Origin of the sequence: Streptomyces sp. ID05-26A, from assembly GCF_033794685.1 — a bacterium.
Taxonomy (GTDB): Bacteria; Actinomycetota; Actinomycetes; order Mycobacteriales; family Pseudonocardiaceae; genus Lentzea.
The window spans coordinates 23,277-47,178 of the sequence record NZ_JARAYZ010000006.1; the positions used below are offsets into that span (position 1 = coordinate 23,277).

The window sequence follows — 23,902 nt, forward strand, 5'->3', positions numbered from 1 at the left end:
GTCCGGAAACCCCTAATTAACCGACAAGCAACCCAGGTCGAACCTACGCTCCTGCCATGCCGAACGCGCTTGTGGTCGAGGACGATCCGGCGGTTCAGGCTGCGCTCGTGCAAGCACTGCGGGGACTCGGCCTGGTCACGCAAGCCGTGAGCACCGCGGCAGCCGCGTTGCAGGAGGCCGCCGCGAACGAGCTGGACATCGTGGTACTGGACCTCGGCCTGCCTGATCTCGACGGTGTCGTCGCATTGACGATGCTCCGCAGCGTGAGCAATGTCCCGGTAATCGTCGCTACGGCCCGTGGCGACGAAAGCTCGGTCGTGCGTTCGCTGAACGCGGGCGCTGACGACTACATCGTCAAACCGTTCTCCAGCAAACATCTCGCCGCACGGATCAACGCGCTGCTGCGTCGCAGCAAGCCAGCCTCCGCGAACGACGAAGCCGACGACATCATCGAGCTCGGCGACCTCCGCGTCGACCTGAGCAGGCGCCACGCGACCCTGGCCGGCGTGATGCTCGACCTCAGCAGGCGGGAGTTCGACCTGCTCGCCTACCTCGCGAAGAAGCCCGGTCACGTCGTCAGCAGGCGTGAGCTTTTCGACGCGGTGTGGGACCACGCGTCCACATCGGACGATCGGACGATCGACGTCCACACCTCGTGGTTGCGGCGCAAGCTTGGCGAGACCGCAGCCGCGCCGCGCTACCTGCACACGATCCGCGGGGTTGGCTACCGCCTCACGGAACCCGAATGAGACGTCTCGCCACCTACGCGTTCTTCCGCGCGTGTGGCGCTGTGGCAGCGGTCCTCGTGATACTTGCCGTCGCGCTCGTGGTCTGGTACGAGCACGATCTCGCGCGCGAAAGAGACATCCGCGACGCCACCATCGTGGCGGAGGTGCTGACCGCGACCTCGGATGCGGACGTCATCCGGGCGGCGATCGGCCGCACCTCGGCCGGCAGGAGCGGGCGGCTGGAGGTGCGGCTCGTCAACGGCACCGTATTGGGCATGAGCAGCGGTGCCCCTGCCTTCTCGCTGCCTGCCCGTGCCGAGGACGGCAACAACGCCGTCGTGTCGGTGGTCGCCACACCCGCCCACCTCCCCGCTATCACCATCACTGTTCTGGCGGTCGCGGCCGTGATGGCCGTGGCGGGTTCGGTGCCGCTCCTCGTACGTCCGCTCCTTCCTGTCGCTCGTGCGCTGACGATGCTGACCGAGGTGGCCAGAGACGGCCAAGGCCGAGTGCAGGTGAACGGTCCACACGAGTTGCAGGTACTCGCGGAAGCGATCAACGCGGCTGCGGACCGCACGGAGGATCTGCTCTCCAAGGAACGAGAGATGGTCGCGGACGTGTCTCATAGGCTCCGCACTCCACTCACCGCGCTGCGCCTCGACGCCGACGCGATCGAGTCCGGGGAGACGGCTGACCGCATCCGCGCGTCCATCGGCGCGCTGGAACGGGACGTCAACCGGATCATCCACTCCCTTCGCCCCAGCAAGACGGCTACGACGGCACTGAGCTGCGATCTGACCGCCGCAGTCAAGGAACGCATGACGTTCTGGTCGTCCTATGCCGAAACCCAGAAGCGGTCCCTCGACGTGGCGCTCACGGATGAGCCGACCGCTGTCCCGCTCAGCCGGGAGGACGTCGACGCGGTCGTCGACACTCTCCTGGCCAACGTTTTTCAGCACACACCTCCGTCCGCGCCGGTGGCGGTCGAGATCGTGCGGCACGCGGGGTGGATCACGCTGGTGGTGGAGGACGGCGGGCCGGGTGTCGCCGACCCCAGTGGTGCCCTGCGCCGGGGAGCGAGCGGCAGCGGGTCGACCGGCCTCGGCCTCGACATCGCCAGATCGGCCGTTGAGGCCACCGGTGGCCGCATCATCGTCGACAAGGGCAGGCTCGGCGGCGCGCGCGTGCGGTTGAAGATGAGCGAGGCGGGCCGCGAGCAGAGCCCGGAGGACCCGCGCGCCTGGCGCCTGTGGTCGAAGAACAACGGACGTCAGCGGAACGGCTGACCGACCCGCGTCGAGGCGCACCCAGAGCATTTGTATCAACGGACGTTGCTCTGCCGATAGGCCTGTCGTAGAGCCCATCGGCGGAGGGATCGAGATGTCCGATTCGATCGATGAACTGTCACTCGGCCAGCAGTTGCTCCGATATCGAACCGTGGCGGGCCTGTCACAGACCGAACTCGCGCGCGCGTCCGGGATGAGCATCCGCGCCCTGCGTGATCTTGAACGCGAACGTGCGTCGGCACCGCAGGCACGCTCGACAGAGCTGCTCGCGACCGCGCTCCGGCTGTCACCGGACGAGCGGGAGTCCTTCCTGTCGCTCGCCAAGAGGGCACGGCGCCGGTCGGTTCGTGACGCTGCGTCCGGTGGAACGACGCTGCACGGCCTGCCCAGCGTGCCCGAACTGTTCGGCAGGAACGCGGAGCTGGACCAGCTGTCGCGGGAGGCGGAATCCGGAGGGATCGTGGTGATCTCGGGTCCTCCCGGGGTGGGCAAGACCTCGCTCGCCGCGACCGCTGTGGACCGCCTCGCCGCGCGTTTCCCCGACGGGTGCCTCGCGATCGACCTTCGCGGTGTCGACGACCAGCCGTTGACCACCGGCGCCGCCCTGGAACGATTCCTGACAGCGCTCGGGGTGCAGACGAACCGCATCCCGGCGGACGAGTACGAACGCGGCGCCATGTTCCGCACGCTGATCCACGACCGCCGAGTGCTGATCGTGCTCGACAACGCGGCGAACGAGTCCCAGGTTCGGCCGCTGCTCGGCACCGGAGCGCAAGGCCTGACGATCATCACCTGCCGCCGCGCGCTCGCCGGACTGGAGTCCGCGCGCTGGCTGCCCCTGGAGGTCCTGGTCGCGGGTGCGTCCATCGCCATGATCAGCTCGATCGTCGGCGCAACGGCCGAGTGGAACGAGCCCGAGGCGATGAACGAACTCGTGGAGTTGTGCGGCAACCTGCCGCTGGCGGTACGGATCATCGGAAACAGGCTCGCGAGCGGGACACGTTCCGTCGCCGCGATCGTGCGGCAGATGCGTGACGAACGCTCCCGGCTGGACTCGCTGACGGCGGACGACCTTCAGCTGCGTTCCGCGTTCACGATCTCCTTCGAGAAGTTGCCCGCGCAGGCTCGGACGGTGTTCCGCCGCCTCGCGCTGATCCCCGGCGCGGACTTCGACGACGAGTTCGCGGCGCTCGTCTGCGGACTGCGGGTGGACCAGGTCGGCCTGGTGCTCGACGATCTCGTGGAGGCCTCGTTCCTGACCGTCACCTCGCTCTCGAACCGCCTGCAGTTCCACGACCTGATTCGGATCTTCGCCCGCGAACGCCTCGCCGCGGAGGAACCGGCGGACATCCGGGACCAGTTGCGCGACAGCCTCTATCACCACGTGCTCGACCGCGGTATCGCGGCGGGAAAGCTGTTCTTCGCCGATGTCCGTGACGTCCCCGAGAACAACCCGTTCCGTTCGCTGGAAGAAGCGCGCGGCTGGCTGGTCCAGGAGGCGACGACATGGTTCCCGGTGCAGCAGAGCGCTGCATCACTCGGCTGGCACCGCGAGGTCCTCGACTTCTCGTGGTACATCCAGCGCTACGCCCAGAGCCGCGAGGTCGAACACGACTGGCTCGCCGTCCACTCCGCCGGACTGGAGGCCGCACGGGCGCTGCGGTCGCAGGACGAGGTCGTGGACTCGCTCAACCAGGTGGGCTGGCTGCAGAGCTTCATCACCCATGATCACGAACTCGCGTTCGCGACTCTCTCCTCCGCGATCGAGATCGCGGAGGAGAACGGCTATCACCGGGGAATCATGGTCGCGAACTGCGCGTCCGGCCTGGTGTTGCTCAACCTCGGCCGGGTGCCAGAGGCGCTCGAACGCAACCGGATCGCCTACGAGATGTCCGCGAGCTACGACTTCTTCGGCTTCAGGTCGTGGATGGCCGTGTCCTACGGTGCTGCGCTGCTGGCAGTCGGCATGTTGGAAGAGGCACTCGCGGTCCACCGGTCGATGCTCGCCGAGTTGGAGGACCGGGTTGGTGAGACGAACCCCGACATGGAGAGAAAAGCCCGGGTACTGCTGCTGGCGAGCGTGGGCGACTGTCTGTCGGGCTTGCAGCGCTGGGACGAAGCGGCGAGAAGCTACCAGGCGGCACGGTCGGCTCAGCCCGACGACCAGGCCGCGGTGTTCCGCAGCGAGGCGGAGCTGGCCCTGACCGAAGGCATCGCCTGGCGGCACGCCGGCGACTTCGTCCAAGCCCGCGAGTGTCTGACGAACGCGCTCGAACTGTTCACCGGCCCTGCGAGCGGCGCGGACCGTGATCGCGCGAAAGCCGAACTCGACCTGCTCGACTAGACCCGATGCACCGCCCCTGGGTATCCCTGGGGCGGTGCATGTCCGCATGAACCCGACCTCGACACCTGACCGCCACTCATCCGAGCTTCATCGTGGATTCATTCCGCGGACACCCAAGAGAATCGCGACAGAACAACGCCGAACCCGTATACCGGCCGCGTGTTGCGAAACTCCCGCAAATACCCGATCGGCCACCGCGTTCTACCTGGTCACCCGCCCACTCGGGCGAACATCGCGGCCACACAGGGCACCGAGGCCATGAACCCGGTCCGAATCGACCACGCGATGCACGAAGATTCTCGGTATCGAAAGCCGATTTCCGAGAGGAGAACCAGTGCTTCGCAAGTTCGCTGCGGCGGCCGCGCTCGTCGCCGCCACGCTCACTCTTGCCACACCAGCGGCACTCGCCGCGGGTTCGGGTCCGGGAGCGGGCGCCGCTCCCGGTACGACCGCACCCGCGGCAACCACTCCCCCGAGCTCAAGCACGCCGTACTACTACACCTGGTACACGACGTACTCGGCCGCCAGCAGCCGAGGCAGCCAGGGAATTGCCGCCCGAGAGTGGAAGACCTACAAGGTACAGACCGTCAAGAGCGGCTCAGCGACTTACTACTACCTTTGGTTCGGCCGCTGACAAGACGTGTCGCGAGCAGGGCCGGGCTATATCGGCCCACAGCCGTGAGGGTTTCCGTCGCCGACGGAAACCCTCACGGCTGAGTGCGTTCAGATCGTCCGCTGCCTGAGACGCGGAGGCAGTGTGCGGCGCGATATGAGACCTCGTCCCCGCAGCGTCGCCAAGCGACGGAAAACGCTCCAGGGACGAGGTTTCACGTGTCAGTTTCGTCAGTACGGAAGCTTGCCGTACGTGAACGTGCGGAAACTCGCCCAGGTCTGCACCAGAGTCCGGCCGGAGCTGTAGGTCCTGTCAAGACCGGTGAAGCGGGCCAGCGAGGAGTTCACGTCGTAGGCTGCCAGGTAGAACCTCGTTCCCGCTTGCACGGTTGAAGTCGCACACAGGCCGTACGGGACCGTAGGGGTACTGGAGCCCCTATCCGGAAAGACCGCGGCAACTCGGTAGTCGGACCCGTAGTTGCACACCCTGAAGCGCTCGGTTGCCGCCTGTGCGGTACCTGAGGTGGCAGCGGTTCCCACGAGAGCGAGGCCGACAGAAGCGGCCAGCGCAACGAACTTCTTCACGTGCGACACAAGGTATCCTTTCGATATCAAGTCTTCGATGAACGCCGGATTCGCGCCCACAGACATGGTGGTAATTCACACCAAAGCGCATGAACCGGCCTTCCGCCAAGGCGGACGCAGAGTGGCCACACATACATACATTGAAGATTTCCTCTCCGCCCTTGAATCAGTGCAATCGCTCCCATGAGCCCCGCGGGCGCCGACAGTGAGGGTGCACAAGGGCAGAAGTTTTGTCCTGACTGAACCGACAACCTTCCGTTCTGCCGTCCGACCGACTTCCATCGCGGTTGATCGAGCCGTGAGGAGCGCTTGTTGAGGAAGAACCGCCGCCAACGTCAACATCCCCAGGACCCGGACCGCGGCAGATCACGAAGACGGGCGGGCAAGGGCCTCGTCATCGGGAGCGCGGTCGGTGTGACGGGTTCAATCCTGGTGGCGGGCGTGTTCCTCGCGGCTTGGAAGGACACCACTGCAGCGGACCCTCACCAAGGAACCAAGGGAGCGCCCGCGCTGTCGCTGGACGTTCCTTCGCTGGTCACCACCTCCACGGAAGTGGAACCACCGACCAGCACCGACACCTCACAGCCTCAGGCCGCACCTCAGCCACAACCGCGTCGCCGGTCTGCCGTCGAGACAGATGCCGCGCCGCCGACGATCGTCATCACCACGACCACCACTCAGCCGCCCACTACACCCGCGACGACGAACAGTCCGTCCAGGGTCGGCAGTCCTACTTCGTCGTCCCCGAGTTCTCAACCGAGCTCGACGTCATCCCAGACAAGGGACGGGACCGCGGGATGAGGTGATCCGCACCAGCCGCACGCGTTTACTCGATCACGGCGAGCGACCGAAAGCGCGGGTGCCGGAGTCCGATTAGGCACGACCTCGGCCACATGTGAAGCATTCGGGTAGTGTGCGCTGCCCCATCGGACCCCACGCGCGCACGGCATTCGGAACACGAGACCACCCACGGTCTACTTGAACGAACAACGCATTCGTGTCTGAAAAGGGAATCCCATGACCAACTGGGACCGCCTGGGCGGGTCGACCTACATCGGAGTCATGACCAGGCACGAAATCGACGTGCTCGACAGCTACGTCGTCGGCCTGCTCGGACTCCTGAGCCACCGCGCCGAGTCCTATCTCCCCGTGGGCGGAACGCGGGCCCGGATGCCGGCTGCCCCCACCAAGGACGACAGGATCAAAGCGATCTTGGTCGCCGAACTCGGCGCGGACGAACCCGACTGGTTCCTCGCCCTCAACGAGGAGTGCGTTCTCCGCGAGGTCGCGGAAGCGCTTCAGCTCATGGCATCGACGCTCCCGGCCTCCGGCGGCGTCGTGATGCTGCGCGTCGGCGCCGAGCCGGCAGCGTGGCTGCGCTGCATCCGCCACGTCCTGGCGATCATCGCGGCGGTCGTCGACCACAACGGCGAGGTGCGGGACCAGGCCAGCGAACCCACCGTGATCTGGCTGAACGCACTGGCCGACGGACTGACCACGGCCTCGGCTCACGTCGCTCTGGAGATCCGGGAGCACGGCAGATGAGTTCCCACCGGTCGGCAGCGTCGCGGGACACCCTTCAGGGCTGCTGACAGCACCGGTTCGCGACAGCCCACGACGCGAGCCGACCGATGGCACCACGGAAGGTCACCGTGCGAGCCTCGCGAACTTCGCGTTGAGTGCCGCCATGCTCTCCTCGGTGAGCACGTACTCGGCGATGGACAGCTCAGTCTCACCAAGGTCGTGCTGAGGCAGATCAACCTTGATCATGACGACCTCCACCTGACCTGACCGCACGGCGTAGCTGGTCTCCACGACGTGAACGTCCTGAGGGGAGAGTCCCGAGCCGAGCCGGCCTCGTCGTGCCCACTCCACGGTCATCGCGTTCTGGAGCGCCAAGGTGACCAGGTTGGTCAAGCGCTTGTTCTTCGCGGTAACGGTCATCACGGGCATTCCCACGTTGTTCAGCTTGCGCCACAACGCCGCCCGCGCTACCTGCCGAGCCATGTCACGGATCACGTCGACGGTGCTCTGCGGCATCGTCAACTGCGGCCCTTGCACAGAAAGCATGACCTGCGCCGACGCGATGTTCGACGTCACGAAGTCCGTCAACGGCACCTCGTCCCCGGCGCTCACGGAACTCTCGCCCGCCTCACCGTAGAAAGCCGGTTCGGCGACCGTATAATAGCCGATTGAAGGACCGTATCCCACAACGGCGTTCGCCGCGAAGAACTTCGCGTGCTGAGGCCTCATGTTTGTCACCGCGGCACTGAACCGCGCGGCCTGGGTGTCTCCTGCCGGCAGAAGCGTGTTCACGTGGCACGTGCGGAGCACGACAGGCCGATCCGGATCAAGCTGAGCCCGACGGTAGGAATCAGTCCCGAACAGCACTCTGGCCGCGATCGCACCGTCCAGGTACACCCCGTCACCGAACTCACTGGGCATATCGGTTTTGAGCCTGAAAGCGAACCCTTCTGGGACACCATGTCCGATCAGAGACCACGACGGGGCATCGATCCCCGCCCAGGGCGACAGGAAGGCGCGATGACGGAGCAGCGGTTTCCCTGCCGCGTCTACGAGATTCGTCGCTTCCGTCTTGAAGTAGTACTCCTGCTGCACCACGTTGTTGGCATGGGCTGACCTCGACATATTGAACACGTCATCCGTGCGTGCTGGAGAGTAGACAGCGGTGACAGTCCAAGGCAGATGCTGTCGCTGAACCCGGTGCACGATGATGTCCGCCGGACTGGGCGTAGGCCGCAGATGCTTGACCATTGGCTGTCCGGCCGTGGCGAGAGTGCCGTCGGCACGCCACGCGGGGCTGAGAGGAGCCTCATGCACCGTAACGTGACGCCCCAGAGACAGCAACGATTTTCCGACCTGCTGGCCGTCCCCGATCCTGCCGTTCGGAGAAACGAGCAGAAGATCCCGGCCGTCAATCGGGTCCACAGGTTTCGTCAGCATCGAGTATCCCGACAGCCCTCTGGCGAGATCGTCGGGAGAGATGACCATCGACGTACTCTTTTGTGCCGAGCTATTCCCGTTGAGACGCAAAATATCGTACCCGTTCACCCCCGCGTCGACGAAGACCACGACGGGCGGCCTCACCCACGGCGCCTGACGCATCTCAACTCGTCCGTCCGCCGCGTGAATCTCATACATCGCAAGCGTGTGCCGCGTCGCGTGTTTCGCCCAATCCGCAGCTTTCTGGTGTCCTGCACGATTTCCCGCACTCCACACGTACAGCACGTCGATGCCGTTACCGTTGGCAATCAAATCCACCGCCAGCTCGCCATACCTGATCTTTGAGACCACTTCGTAGCGAGCGTGATCGAGCGAGGCCATACTTCCTCGACCGAACACCAGTTGTCCGGTGGTCGCCACGATCTCTCCGAAATGGCCTGCGGCCCGGAAAGCCCCGGCGATATCGTAGGCGAGCCCGCCGTGGCTGATCTTCTCACCAACACGGTTGCCCACGACTTTCCAACGCCGCTGGGGATCGTGCCGCAGCGCCATCTGGATCTCCGGATGGCCCAGCAACATTCGCCCGAGCTGCCTGCCGCCCATTTCGACTACGGCGCCGGAAGAGGTAAGAAGCCTGGCGACCCTCCCATCGGGCGAATCGACGACGATCTGCAACGGCGTCTGATTCGAAGCTCCGTTCACCGACGCGCGCCTCGCGAGCTCGGCGGAGACCTCACGCATCCGATCGGGCGGCACAGCAGCACTGGGGAACGCGGCCACGGAACCATCGACAACCAACAGGAAATCCCGCAAAGACGGTGGCGGCCCCATTCTGAACGACTTGACACTGCTGACGACCCTCATTCCCATCTCACCGCTAGTCCTGCCGACATAGTCGATGCTCAGCCAGGGTTGTCCGCTCAAGAAGCGCAGGGTCTCCAGAAAGTCGGTGTTCAGCTTCGCCGCCGCCGCGGCTTTTTGCAGTGCGACAGCCCGTTGCACGGCACTCGCGCCTGCCGGGACGTCACCGTCGGGGTTGGCGGTCACGAGGAGCAGGGTGGGAAGTACCTGGCGTTTTCCGAACATCGTGAAGATGTCGGACGAGTAGACCAGCCTCGCCATAGCGTCAGGAGCGACGTCCACGACGGCCTTGCTCTTGGTCGGGACCATGAATCCGTAGACACTGCTCTCCAGCAACAGCAGAACCGTGCGGGTGTGGACACCGTCGGCCTCCGACACCGACGCCCACGGCGCGACCACGGACTCGGTCTTCGTTACACCACTGGCATTGATGACCGCCTGCTTCACGATACCCAGTTGGATGGCGGCGGGAAGTGCCCCGCTGTGCTTCTCCACGTCGTCATTGCGGTTCTTCGGCGTGTCGAAGGCCATACCGAAGGTAATGCCAGCCACGTCGATCAACGGAATCCAGGCGACATCCTCGGATCTGGGCGAGGACACAACGGAGGCCGAACCGAAGTTCAGCAGCGAAACCTGGCCGTCCTGGTCGACCTGCACCGAGACAGGCGCGACTTCGACAGACCTGAACGGTCCGACACCACGCAACGCCAAGGCGAACTGTTTCGCCGCGTAAGTCGCCTGGTCCTGATAGGTCAGGTCCACGGCGATGACCAGCCGCACGGCGGTGCTCGGGTCCGCCGCGTGCATGGTGAAGTGAGGTGAGGCGGTCACGATCCTGGCCAGCGTGCGGGCGTCGACGTACTGGCCTGCCACGAGGAACGTCCCCGCTTGCTGGGTGACGAAGATGTCGAATGTATGGTTCCTGGACACTGGCATCGAGCCGTACACCCTGGCCCACCGGACGGTGATCGCGAAGCCATCCCAGTCGAACCCGAGGCCACCCGCCTTGCCGACTACCGGGCCATAGTGCTCGACTGGCCCGAACGGTCCCCTACGCACCAGGGTTCCCTCGCCGGAAGGCTCCCCCACGGAGTCGCCGGACTCCGGAGACAACCGCGAGAACGCCTTGTCGACCGCGGTGACGGTGAGGGTGTCCACGTCTCCTGCCAGGTCACGCAACTCGCGTAGCCCCAGCTCCCGTTCCGGCAGCCGCACAGCGATCAACGCCGTGTGCCCGCCGTCCCGTGTCGCCACCGCGCTGAGTACCTGGACGTCGACCTGTGCCAGGGCGACGTCCAGCCCGAACTTCCGCAGGACCGCGAACTCGTCGTGCAACGCCTCGTTGAACAGGCTGTGCGCGGAGTTCGCGTGGTCGAGTCCGCTCTTCGCTCCTCTGGCCAGCGCGCCGAGGGTGCCGAACCCGGTGATCTCGACCAGCACCGGTCCAGCGCCGTTCACCCCGCGCCAGGCCGCCGCGCGGGCCACCCGGCGAGCGATGGTCCCGACGAGATCCTTCTGCTCTTGCGGACCGGTGTCTGCCACGGACGAGAACGTGACGGTGACGGGCTCGATCTCGGTCGCGGCGAGGTCGGCGAGCGCCACCAGCGGCGTCTGGTCGCCGTCCATCGGCGAAACCTCGGTGATGCGGCCTCCCGAATCGGTGACCTGGAGCCCGTTCCCGCTGTGCACCAGGAGATCCGACGTAGGTCCCACCACTGTGGACGGTGCCGAGGCTCCGCCCTGCCAGCCCGACATCAGGTCGCGTGCCACCGCGCTTCGGTTGATGGAGCAGGGAAGCAGTAGAACGGGGTTGTCTCCGGGAAGCCCCGCCTCGCGATAGAGGGAACCCCCCGTGACCATCTTGGCCATGATCGCTCCGCCGATCACGGTGGTGTCGCCGATCTCCCAGGGCCGGTCGGTTCGCAGCCCCACCGTGAAGCCTTCGGACGAGCCATGTCCGTCGATCACCCACGGACGCCCGTCGATTCCCGCGAGCGGCGAGAGGTATGCGACGTACTCCGTCTCGGATGTGCCGTTCTTCCTCGCTGCGGCGGTGAGTTCCTTGCGCACGTAGTAACCCCTTCGAGAGGAGCCACTCCGTGCCGTCTGGGACATCAGGTACGAGTCGGTCAGCCCGCTCGGGAAGTACTGCCCGTCGACCGCCGACAGCGAGGTCCTCCGAGGCTGCGTGACGACGTTCTCGACTGCCAGGTCGGAGGGATCGAGCGCAGGAAGTTCCGTGAACGCGGTCCGCGACACGGTGATCGTGCCGTCGGGCTCGAACCTCACTCCGGTTGTCGCGACGCTCAACGGCCGCCGGAACCCGCCCTGCAACAACGAGTCACGGACCAGATGCCCGCCCGCCGCCTCACCGTTCGGTGTGACGAGCGCGATCGGCCGTCCAAGGCTGTTCGTGCCGAGGATCTGGCGCATGGCCGGATGTGCCCGCGCCACACGGGCGAACTGTTCCGGCGTCACCATCCCCATCACGCCGTCGCTACGCTCGACTCGGTATCTCCCGTTGCCGGAACGGGCGATCAGGAACAGCGGCATCTCCTGCCAGGAAGACCTGCGGCCGGTTCTGGCGCCATCGGCCGATTCCACCTGGTAGGTCTCTAGTTTCTCCTCCGTCGCATTGAATGCCCAGGTGCTGGCAGCGTCATAGTCCGCCTCATCGTTCTCGGACCGGAAGTACAGCGAGACCGGGTAACCTGAAGCGTTGAACAGCACCTCGGCCTCCAGATCTCCGTCCCGCAGACCGGACACCAGGGTGAACTCGTCGAACGCCGACGGCTTCGTCGGGACATAGACTTCTCGGTAGATACCCTCCTCGTGCAGCACAGTCGCGAGGTCATAGGCAACGTCGCCGAAGTTCGCGTTTGTCACACTTTGGGGTGTCACCACCACGATCGGCCGCGCCGGCTCGGAATTCAACTCATTCCAAAACCCGGAGTGGTTCAACAACATCCGCCCGAAGTCCGCGCCGCCGAGCTCCAGCACCCTGCCACCGTACAAGGCGACCCGCACGTACTTGCCGTCCGGAGAATCCACTATCACAAACAGCGGCTTGCCGTCCCATTCGGACGTGCCGCTTCTCACATCGGAGATGAAGGACCGCAGTCCAGGCAGTTCGTCGCCCGGTACCGGGAATGCGAAGACCGAACCCGAAGACGTGTCCGTCACCGGGCTGACCGACTTCCGCACCGCGTTCGCGTTCAGCGAGAAATTCGTGGCCGCGCTGGACGAGAAGGTCTGCTCGAACTCGGCTCCCTCCGGCACGCGGAGGCTGGGCACCGTCGCGTCATGGTCAGCAGGCCCCGAGTACGCGGTGATCCGCCGCGGCCCGCCCAGTTCGCGCAGTCTCGCCTGCAGCTTCCGACTGCCAGGGTGCTCGACGGTGGAACCGGCGCCGAGATCGTTGGTGATCAGCACGATGTCGGGCTGGGCGGTCCCGCCGTGCGCGGTGCGGAACCAGCGCGACTTGTACGCCAGTTTCGCCATCTCGTCAGGGGAAACCCGGAGGACCTCTCCCGAGATCAGCGGAACGACGTACTTCTCGCCGTCGGCGTCCAGCAACAGCTCGAACGGCCTCAGCCGCGAGCCGTCCGTCGTGTCCGCCCACAGGGCGATCTTCGGGCGGAGGTGTTCGCTGCCGTTCTCGTCGACACTCCGTTCCAGAACGACGCGCGTGCTCTCGTCGCTCGCGCGCCTCAGGTTCGCCGCCGTGCCATCTGCCTGGCGAGCCTGGGTGTCGAAGCTCATTCCCAGAACCCTGCCGTCCGCGTGGGACAGCGGCAGCCAGGCGACGTCCTCCGGTCGCACCTCCGAGATCCGCTGAAACACCGTGCTGCCGACCGGTGCGGCCTCGATCAGGCGGAACCCGCCCTTCCTCCCCCGCAACAACCTCGCGAACTGCCGCACCTCCGCGTCAGCGGGATTCACACCGACTACGCGCACCGGCATCGCCGACCCGAACTTCTGATAGTGCGGCGATCTCTTCACGATCTCCAGCAGCACAGCCGGAAGCACCCTCGTGCCGTTGACGGACAATCCCTCGTTGCTCGACGTCAGGAACAGGTAGAAGGGTCTCGCCGCCGCCGGTGGCATCGCCGCGTAGCGTGCCACCCGCTTCGCATGGCCGAGGTCAGTGGCACCAGCGTCGAAACTCAGCCCGCCCGACGCGAACTCCGAAGGATCGTGCACTGCCATCGGTGGTTCGACGATCTTCGCGCGCGGGTCTTTCCCCTCGACCGACACGATGTCGCCGGAAGGCGGTGCGTCATCAACGGAAGGGGCCAGCTTGGCGAACGCCTTGTCGAGGGCGTCGAGTTCCTTGCTGCTGGGGTGGTCGGTGGGGCCGAACAGGAGTGCGGTCACCTCGTCCTGGCCGAGTGCCTGCGGCGGAAGGTCGACAGTGATGACGACGCCCGACTTCCCCTGGCTCGCCGACGCGGGAACATCGACAAGGTCGAAAACGACATCGTCGATCGTGAGCCCGCGCGCCAGTCTGCCCAGCCGCCCCCATTCCGCGATCATCTCCGCGCCCAGCACGGCGTGCGTGGCCTCGAATGACGAAGATCCCTTCGCGACCCCGGTTCCCTTGATGACCACGGTCGGCATCTCCGCGCCGTTCAGCGCCCGCCAGGCCGCCGCCCGCGCCAACTTCTGCCCGACCATGCGCAGTACCTCGGCACACCCGATGCCCAGCTCACCTCGCGAGCCGAACCCGATTTCGGCCGGGCCGATTTCGGTCGCGGCGAGATCCAGCAGCGGCACATCCCACTCGGGGTCCCTTTGTCCGTCTCCAAAGGCGAAGTAGGCACTCTCGCGCGGAACAGATCTTGTGGATGAGGAATGGGAGGTGACTATGTCGTCTGCCGCGGCGATGATCGGCTTTCCGCCGCGCAGGAGCCTCCACTGGCGGGAAAAATCCGCCGCGGGACTTTTATCCCCGCCGGTTGCCACCAAGCAGGAAGCGAACAGAACAGGCGCGCGGGGGTCCGCTTTGACCATTCGATAGACATCACTCACCACAAGGAGGCGCGCCGCTCCACCGCCATCGGACAAGACAACGTCACCCCGCTCCATCGCCTTGTTCGGCTTGAGGATCAGCGCGAAGTCCGAATCAGATCCGTGACCTATCCACAAGTACGGCGGAAGATCACTGACCGCCTGAGGAGAGAGATAGGGAACGGCCCTTCTGATAACGACTCTGTCATTTTCGTCGAGAACCGCGTCATTGAATCGCCTAAAATAGTACTGCCGACGCACCGGCGAATCATGCGGAGCCTGAATAGTGGTCGACAGTTTGTCAAAGTTCCTGACATCGAGAGCATGTCCCCACTGCCCGTACTGGTCACCGGAGAAGGGTGACCAGTCGATCTGATCCGCTCGCGGAGCAGGCGGCTGGTGAGCCACCAGAGTTCGCAGTGTCGCCGTGAACCGTCCCCCCGCAAGGAGCTTGATTCCGTGCCGGGCCTCGAACACCGTCCGCGAAAAACCTGAGCGCATCAGTTCGGCAGCAAGCTTGCCACCACCGCTGACGTCTCCACTCAGCGAAGCGATCACGATCGGCCGCTCCTGATGGCGCCGCAGGACCTTGCCCAGTGCGGGAATCGACGTCAGAGCGCCTGACAATTCCCCCGCGGACAAATGAAGGACTTCGCCGTCCCTGCGCTGAACAACAAACTCCTCCCCTCGCATCGAAACGAAAAAGAAGATCGGCGGACGCACCGTGGACCATCCGGATATCTTTCTGCTTCCAGCCGACGTCAGGTCACCGTGAGACAGTTCGACCTGATAGTCGGACAGAGAGGCGCTCGTAACCTCTTGTGCCCACGACCTGACCTCGGCGATCGCTCCGCTGTCGCCGTCCTCTCCGCTGGAGAGGTACAGAGCGGCGAGGTCGCCATCACCGTCCGGAAGGAACTCGATCTCCAGATCGGTTCCCAGCAGATCGGAAACAAGAAAGTACTCCAGCTTCGACGAGTCCGAGAACGCCGCGTACACGTCTCCGAAGTGACCGATGTCCCGCTGCCGCAGCCTTTCGGCAATCTGACGTCCCAGCGACTCGACGTCCTTCAGCACCCCGTTGTCGCGACTGACCACGACCAGCGGGCGATCCGGATCACCCGCCAGCGCAGAGGAGAACTCGGAACTGTTCCACAGAATGACCGCCAGCTCGGCGCCGTCCACCTCGTAACGCGGGCCGGTCTGGGATTCGATCAGCGCATGGGCGCCGTCCGGCGAGTTCACCAACACGAAAATCGGCCTCTTGCCGCGCGTGCGCTGGTTCAAGTTCCACGGTTCATCGCCCGCGAGCACACCGTTCGCCACCGACATGCCGAGGGAAGCCATGCTGGTCCGGTCCTGGCCGCCCAGTGGGAACCCGAACAGCGATGGCGACGTGACCAGCTCGATCGAGTCCGTGGACAGGGGTGGCCCTGCTTCGAACTGGCTTCCGTGCGGCAGAGCGAATCCCTCGCGGCTGAACGAGAAGTCCCCCGCGAACAGGTGAGTCTGCCAGGGCCGTCCGTCCTGCGACCTCAGTTCGCGCACAAGCTCGCGAAGCGCCTCCCAGCTTGGTCCGGTATCCGCCGAGACGTCATGGCCGAGGATGATCAACTGCGGACGGACCGCCTGCTTCCGGTAGGCCCTGAAAGCCGGGGAACTGACCATCGCCCTCACGAGAAATGCCGGACTCACCCTCGTGATGAGCTGACCAGGAATCGGGACCTCGAACAGGCCACCTTCCAGGCTCAGCATGACCAGTACAGGACGCACCCGGTCACCGGTCGTCGCCGGCGCCCAAGCCGGAACGACGTAATCACGGCTCTTGTCCGCGAGAGACCGTTCGTACGTCCACCTCAAGGCCAGATCAGATGGAATCACCCCAATCTTGTCCGCCATCTTGGCGACGGAACCGTGGCCAAACAGGAGGCCGAGTGGCTCGTTCTCCCTTCCCACGAATGAGCGCCATTGGAGATCGTCGGCTTGGACAGCCGACACAATCGAGTAGGCGGAGTCGTCCAGACCAACGACGCGGTTGTCCGTACCGACGCTGACCGAGCGAGTAGCCAGCTGCACAAGGCGGAACGAGTCCTGCCCACCCCGCTCAGCGATCGCGAACTCACGGGCGGTCCGCGTGATCTGGGCAAGATCGTTGTCACCGACCTGAACACCGATGATCCGAAGCACCACCGAACGATCATCCGCATATCTCTGGTAGTGCGGGGACCTCCGCACGAACTCGGCCAGCTCGGCGCCGCCCATCGCCTGGTCGCCGACCTGGGCCAGACCACCGGACCACGTCACGAACAGGTAGAAGGGCGGGGGGATGCCGTCAGCGGTGAACCCGGGCCTCCGCGACGCGGAGTACACCTGTTCCCAGAAGGCCCTGTCCTTTTTGGACCCGTAGTCGAGGCTGAGCGCACCTGACGCCTCGTCGCCGAAGGGCTCGTGGGTGTTGACGAAAGGCTGCTCGGCCTGCTGATGGGCGAGCGGCGATGCGCCTCCGCTCCCGGACTGGCCATCGCCGGTCCAAGGGTCGCCGGAGGCCTGGCCACCGCTGTGCGCGAACCACTCGCCGACTTCGTGGCCTGGCGCCTGGTCCCCGTCCAGGTCCAGGTCAGGATGGCGCGGCGCGACCGGCTCGCCCGACGCGGACACCGCCGCGGACTCGTCGTGCACGAGCTTCGCGAACGCGGCTTCGAGCGCGCCGAACCGCGCGGTGGTGATCTCCTCCAGCGACCCGGTGGCGTCACGCACTTCTCGTGCGCCGGGAACGTTCTTCGGCAGTTCGACGCTGATCGTCGCCGGTCGTCGCCTGCCAGGCCCGCCGACGCGGATGGCGAGGTCCTCCGGCCGCAGGCCGCGCCCGAACCGTCCCAGCCGCGCCCATTCCGCCGCCAACTCGTCCAGGAAGACGGCGGCGGCTCGCTCGGTGGTGATGCCGACCTCGGGCAGGCCTGCCCCGTTTCTCCTACGCCAGGCCGCTGCCCTGGCCACCTTGCGGGCGATCTCACGCACTCGTTCGGCGTCCGAAGGCGTCAGTTTCCTTCCTGTGCCCTCGATCTCGACCGGGGCGATCTGCTCCGCGGCCAGATCCGACAACGGCACCGGCCCTGCGCTGTCCCGCGCGGACCGCTCGACATCGGCGAGGACCCCGCCGGCCTTGACGGCATGAAGTTGGCCGGACATCGTCAACACGACCTGCGTGCTCGCAAAGGTGACAGTCTCCAGACTGACCTCTTTGCGCCATTGCCGTCCCAGCTTGCGCGCCTCACTCTCGGACGCGCCGTCCGCGACCTCGTTCACCGAGCAGAAGACCAACACGTTGGGACGAGCGGGATCAGGCCGAGTCTGCGTGTACACCGAACTGCCGTACATGATCCGCGCGGCTTGCTCGCCCGACAGCGTCACGGTGTCGCCGATGATCCAGGGTGAGTCGGTCCTGGTACCGAACTTGAACCCATCCACGCCGCCATGTCCGGAGTTCGTCCACGCAACCTTGTCCTCAACCGCCCATGATGCGAGGAAGGGAGCGAAGCACGCGGGCACGACCGCGCCCTGCTCGTCCGTCGTCGCCGGCGACACTTCTCGCATGAAGTACATCTGTCGTACCGGGGCGAAAGCGCGCGCTTCGCCTGACATGGACACGATGTCCCCGTCGTCGAGCGGAAAGAACTGGCCGACGTTCCCGAGTTCCCTGTCGACCAGGGCACGCGAGAAGACGTCATCTGGCTTCAGCACCGGCGGCTCGAAGGTCAGGATCTCGCCCTCGTGAGCGGTGAGCCTGCCGTCCTGGGTGAACTCGCCGCTCGTCAGCAGGTGTACCCGACGCCGGTAGCCACCCTGGGAGAACACGTCCGTGAACGTCCGGCCGTCGACAGCCGAATCACCGGACGGAACCAGTACCAGAGACCGATTACCGCTCCTGGGCAACAACTTCCGGATTTCCGGCTCCGACCTCATCGCCTTCGTGAACTGCTCGAGCGTGAAGGTCGTCGCCTGCGCCTGGCCAGGGCTCGCCGCGTCGCCGAGGCCTCGCCGCAGTCCCCGTACTCCCTCAGCGCCGGTCTCGAAGAGAAGAAACAACGGCAACTCCGTGGATGACCACGGCGAATCCTCCGCGCGATGGCCGTCCTCATAGGACTTTAGCGTGGCAGGGGTGGCGTTCCACGCCCATTCCTTCGCCCGCGAGTACCGCTCTTCGTCCCGATCGCTGCGGACGTAGACCGCGACCGGACGGCCGAGACGGTTGTACAGCACGTCCCACTTCAGATCGCCGGCACGCGATCCTGACACCAACTCCCAGCCTGACGCCGTGGCCGGGGCGTACACGTCGTTGAGAAAGCCCTCTCCGTGCAGCGACCCCACCATCTCGGACACCGCCAGTGACGAACTGGTCCCTTTCCCCGCTCCGACGAACAGCAGTTGCACGGGACGGTCCGGGTGTCTCTCCAATGCCAAGCGGAAAGCCGAATCCGACAGCAATGTCCGGCCGAACTGACGCCACCCCAACTCGTGCGTCACACCGGACGAGGACCTGACGCGCACGACCTTGCCGTCCAGAGAATGCACCGCCACCAGCAACGGCTTCTTCTGCCCCGGCCCCGTCGGCGGCTGTTGCCCGGCACCGTGCTCCACTTGGCCGACGAGCTCACGGAGCGACTTCCGGTCCTCGTCCGTAACGGGGAACCCGAAAACGGAGTCCGACAGAACTCGATCCAGTTCCTGCGCGGGAAGCGGGCTGCTCTCCGCGAACATGGCGCCCTCTGGCACAACCAGGCCACGCTCGTCGAACTCGATCTCACCCGCATAGTCGTAGCCGTGCCAGGAATCCTCATCCCATTCCCGCAGTGCCGCCCGCAACTCGGCCCCCGCCTGGCCCGACTCGGCAGGATCAGCCCCGTCGTCGCTGACGAACAGCACCAGATCCCCGCGAACGGGCCGGTTCCTGGCTTCCTGGTACATCGGCGATTCGACGATCAACCGCGCCATCCGCCGCGGGGACACGGCCGCCAGACGACCACCTTCCAGCGGAACGAGGTACTTCCCGTCGCGCATGACCAGGACGAATCCGACTGGTGGCACGCGATCGCCGAGAACCCCGTGTGCCCAGGGCGGCAATTCCCGCACGACTGTCCTGTTGTCGCTTCCCTGTTGTCGCTTTCTGCCGATCAGGCTCATCACCCTGTCGGGACCGTACGTGCCCAGCGCCCGCTTGAACGCCGCCGCGCGATCCTCGCCGAGGACGAGGCCCGCGCCGAACGCGTGACCATCGACGCCTGCGAACGAGGTCCAGGAGACCTCGCTCGGGGCGAACTCCGAAACCACGAAGTAGTCACCACCGAGGGGAACAACCTGCCCGGTCTCGTCGACCCGCAGCTCTCCGGTCGTCGCCTCGACGGTCCTGAAAGGACCGTCTCCGCGAAGCGCGGTCGCGAACTCTGCGACCTGTTCGTGGAACTCCGCCGAGTTTTCGGCTTCAATGCCCACCACGCGCAGGGGAATGCTGGGGTCGGCGCCGTACTTCTGGTAGTGCGGTGAGCTCAACACCACCTCGGCGAGCGCTGCCCCGTCGAGCAGGCTGTGTTCGACCAGGAAACCGCCGTCCGTCGCGGACACGAACACGTAGAAGCACGCGGGTTGCGTGTCCTGCGGCGGCACGGCCGAATACAGCTGGTCCCAGTACAGGGCGTCGTTCCGGACGACGGAGCTGAGACTCAAGCCACCTGACGCCGCCCTGCTCCTCGGCCTGTGAGCCCGGACGTGCACCAATTCGGCCGCAGGTTGCGACAAGTCGATGCTGACGACATCGGAGTGCCCGCTGACGTCGTCAGTGTTCTGATTCTGTGCCTTCGGCTCGGTCAAACCATCAGCGGCAGGCGGAGCCATCGGTGAGAGTCGCCCCTGTGCGAGATCGACCGGAAGCATCCGCTCCGCAGTCTCCCCGGCATCGTCCACGTCTACCAGTGGATCTCCATTGAGAATGCCGAGCATGTGGTCGATCTCGCGGGCGGTCCGCGAGCCGACCTGGCTTGGTCTCCAGTGGTTCTGGTCGATCTTGTGGTGGTGATCGAGCACAACGGTGTGATGTGCGCGGTCGCCTGCCTCGACCGGTACGATCCGGAAACGGAGCAGCTCGCCCGTGGAAAGGCGGACGTTCGGCTTGTTGCGCAGTTCGTCAACGGCTCGCTGTGCATCACGTACTGCACGATGGCGGGTCGTGTCGTCAACTCCCGACGCAGCTTCGAAGTTGATTCGGACAGTCAACTCCACGACACCGTGGCTACCGTGCCCGGCACGACGGATCTCGAAGGCCGGGCGCATGACGCTCGACTCCGCCGCCCCGGCAGATTCCCGTATCTCATGTGCACGGCCACGCTGGTGTGCCGGCGCATTGCCGAGGCGCTCTCGTGAATAGCCGTGCGGAACGATGCCGGAGCCGAGCGCGAGCTCCGGTAGGTCGGACCCACGTCCGACGGGTTGGTCTCCTGAGTTCGGAACGATGCCACCGCTCATGTTTTCGTCTGCGGGAACGTGCCCAAGTGCCGACTCGGACGGCAGTTCCGAAGCCCTCGTCAACGGCAACCTGTCCGGCAGCGGAACGCCGCCGTGGATGTCCGCCGATTGTTCCGCGTAGGGCGGGGCCTTCTGTTGCGGAGGCTGTGCCGCCGACTCGAACGCGGCAGGCGCGGATACGGAATCCAGGCCCTGCCGCAGTGACACCGGAACAACCGGAAACCCCGGAGCCGGAACACCCGGCAATCGCTGCATCGCAGAGCCGCCAGCGGTTTCGCCGCGGCCAGATTGCGACTGGCCGGCCGGACTCGCGCCCGAGGGCTGCTGCCCCGCCGAGTTCGGCGGCTGTGCCCCCAGTCCAGGAGAGACAACCGTGGCTGGCTGCCCCGGCAAGCCTGTACCGGCCTGCGGCGTCGCCGGAGTACCGGAGAGGCCGCCACCAGGTCCCTGCTGGCCTGGCACGACCACGACAGGTTCATCGGCAGCGGTGTTGTTACCCAGCAGATCGCGCGTCATCGGGTTCTGCGACGGCAGATCAGCCGCCCGCAGTGGCGACCCGACCGTTTCCACGTCCGGTTGCCCAGCGGCGGGCGACTCCTGCGGACTCACGGGATTGGCGGTCGGCGCGTTCTGGTCGATCGGCGCGGACTCCCCAGGCGCGTGCTCATCCCGCAAGCCTGAGAAGGCCGGGCCATCACCGAGCTGCTGGGGCCCGCTCGGGCCAGGAACCTTCGTCTCAGGCAACTGGTGGTTCAGGTTTCCAGGAGCATCCTCGTCGACGGTGGGACTGGACGCGAAGCGCAGTTCTTGCTGGGGTTCACCTGGGATTTGCACACTTGGTGCCGTTGCGCGGAACGTGGTGTCTTCTGGCTCGGCGACAGTGCTGACAGGATTGGACACCGGACTGGGGACGATCGGCCGGGCCGGCTGATCGGCGGGGGGAGCGCCTCCCGAAATCGTTGCTACGTCGTCATGCTGCGGCATCGACCGACTCGTAGCGCTGGAGACGACGGGGGACTCCGTTTTACCCCAGGTTTGCGGCACACGCGGCGTTGCCGGCGCGCTGATCGGAACGACTGGCAGCGTGGTGATCGCGTCCCGCGTCTCGGGCTCCGTGGACGAGTCATCGATCTGTGCTGTGGTGGCCAACGAGTTCGGAACTGACGTTTTGCTCCCAGATGACGTGAACGGTAGTGCGATGGACATGTCGCTCCCCGGCGTCTCTCCACCCCGCGCTTCTCCATCCGGGCTCTCGATCCTCGGCTCTTCGCTGCCCGACTTCGTGGCACCTGACCGCTCCACGCGCGGCCCCTCCGTGCCCGCCGCAGCACCGCCTGGTTTCCGCAGAGCAGGGTTCGCGAAGCCAGATCCGGTGGCGGTGGTGGGATCAACAGGGGTATTGCCTCCGGTGGGCTGGTTCATCTTTCCGGCGATGACTTGACCTGTGTCATCGGCTGCCTTCTGCGCGCCGCCCGAGAACGCGCCACTGGTGAACGCGGTTCCCAGTCCGTCGAAGTCGCCACCCAGAATGCCGGTCGCACCAGCGTCGACCACGACCTCGGTCGCGCCCTCCAGCCCACCGTGGAAGGTCACCGTGTCCGCGTGCTTACCCAGATATCGCTGGCCGGCCTTCATGCCCGCCGTCATGATGCCGCCTGCCGCACCACCAGCGGCCGCGCTCACGATCGAGTCCATTGAATCCCACGACGTGCGATTGCGCTCGATGAATTGCAGCACCTGTGCGTTGGCGTTCTGCATCACCTCGCTCGCGGCTTCACTGATCATCGCCCGGCCTGCCACGAGTGCGAACGACTCCATTTTCGCCAACCTCGGCAGCAAGCGCGCACGCAATGCGGCAGTCAGTACGGGCAACCAAGGCGCCCCCCACGGACTCCACAACGCCCACATGATCTGCGGAAAGAACAGCACGAGTTCTTGGAGCATCTCGTAGCCATTCTTCTCCTCCGACAGCGCCAGCTCTCGCAACGCTTCCTCGTTGCGGCGTGCCACAGCGCCCATCGACGGGCCGAGCTTGGTCAGCTTCCCCACGAACCTCCGCACACCATCACCGGCAGCACCTCCCAGGGCTCCCCCCACAGCCACACCGGCAGCGTCGCCGTCCTGGAGCAGATCCTCAAGTCTCGTCCCAACGTCGCGCAGCCGCGCCGCAAACGCACGTGCTCCCGCTACGTCCAGGCGGGGAAACGGCTGACCTACGACAAGGTAGAACAAACCGTCGAGCTCGGGGGGAACATTGACTGCCATGAGGACTCCCAAGCCGAACAGTTGCTTCTTTTCGGTCTATTCAGACACGTACGATTTCTCAAAGATATATGGACAACGAGCGATCAACACCGCCCACGCAACCGGAGAAGTGGGTCAACACCACGACCATCAACCCACGTCACGAACCAATTCTGACGAGCGCCACAGGTAGCCCTGCGGTCAAAATCCAGGAGTTCAGGCGCGACCCCCGAAGGAATCAACGCAAAATAACATCCGATCTCTTCCTCGCCGCATGTTTCCTACTTTTTCAGCGTCCACAAGCGTTCTACCGAATCAGGCCTCTCAAGAAAATCCGCCACCGGTTTCCACGCGCACGATCTGCACAACGCTCAGGCAAAGCTGTCAAGCCTCTGTCCCAGCCCTCCTCAGACCACATCCAACGCGACGCACAGCACAGAGCAGTACAGCCACCAGATCGCCATCCGGCAACACAAACCCGCTCTCCCAGGACAGAAGGCCCCTCAGATTGCCCGAACACACCCCAAAGACCACTCTGAACAGCCTCTACACACGAAATTGGAGACGCGAGAAATTGCCGGCGCTCTCTGGTTCCGCTCCGCCCACTCGCCCACGGGCGTGGATATGAGGCACACGGGAAAGAGGTGTCGAGACAGCTATTCGACCAGCCGGAGTCCGAGTTGCGAGTCTTGCGTTTCGCCCTGCGCGGCGCCCAGTCGTGAACAATGGAGCGCAGAGCTGCTGCAGCACGC

The 23,902-nt window shown here is 65.4% G+C and carries 7 protein-coding genes; 5 read left to right on the plus strand and 2 right to left on the minus strand.

What is annotated here, in order from left to right; translation table 11 throughout:
- The first annotated feature begins 56 nt into the window (after nucleotides 1-56).
- The 4 genes from PV646_RS37670 (at nucleotide 57) to PV646_RS37685 (ending at nucleotide 4,992) form a co-directional block, all read left to right on the plus strand.
- Nucleotides 57-749: a response regulator transcription factor gene (locus PV646_RS37670; protein WP_500347096.1), complete on the plus strand. Its 693-nt coding sequence runs from the start codon at nucleotides 57-59 to the stop codon at nucleotides 747-749.
- Entirely contained in the window at nucleotides 746-2,014 is a 1,269-nt protein-coding gene (locus tag PV646_RS37675; RefSeq protein ID WP_500347097.1) for a sensor histidine kinase, read from the plus strand. The genes PV646_RS37670 and PV646_RS37675 overlap by 4 nt, the downstream gene beginning before the upstream one ends.
- Before the next feature lie 94 nt (nucleotides 2,015-2,108).
- Nucleotides 2,109-4,358 (plus strand): AAA family ATPase, encoded by a 2,250-nt coding sequence (locus PV646_RS37680; protein ID WP_500347098.1) that lies wholly within the window; start codon nucleotides 2,109-2,111, stop codon nucleotides 4,356-4,358.
- A 334-nt stretch (nucleotides 4,359-4,692) separates the two neighbouring features.
- Nucleotides 4,693-4,992 carry a hypothetical protein gene (locus tag PV646_RS37685; protein ID WP_500347100.1) on the plus strand — a complete coding sequence of 100 codons (300 nt, stop codon included), beginning with the start codon at nucleotides 4,693-4,695 and terminating at the stop codon, nucleotides 4,990-4,992.
- A 209-nt stretch (nucleotides 4,993-5,201) separates the two neighbouring features.
- On the opposite strand, the gene PV646_RS37690 is transcribed toward PV646_RS37685, so the two are convergent.
- Complete coding sequence (locus tag PV646_RS37690) at nucleotides 5,202-5,357, minus strand: hypothetical protein (RefSeq protein ID WP_500347102.1); 156 nt, start codon at nucleotides 5,355-5,357, stop codon at nucleotides 5,202-5,204.
- 1,215 nt (nucleotides 5,358-6,572) lie between these two features.
- Between PV646_RS37690 and PV646_RS37695 the strand changes: the two genes are divergently transcribed.
- Nucleotides 6,573-7,100 carry a DUF2017 family protein gene (locus PV646_RS37695; protein ID WP_285647666.1) on the plus strand — a complete coding sequence of 176 codons (528 nt, stop codon included), beginning with the start codon at nucleotides 6,573-6,575 and terminating at the stop codon, nucleotides 7,098-7,100.
- Between the two features lie 102 nt (nucleotides 7,101-7,202).
- Here the strand turns inward: PV646_RS37695 and PV646_RS37700 are convergent, their stop codons facing one another.
- Complete coding sequence (locus tag PV646_RS37700) at nucleotides 7,203-22,955, minus strand: hypothetical protein (RefSeq protein ID WP_500347105.1); 15,753 nt, start codon at nucleotides 22,953-22,955, stop codon at nucleotides 7,203-7,205.
- Nucleotides 22,956-23,902 lie beyond the last annotated feature (947 nt).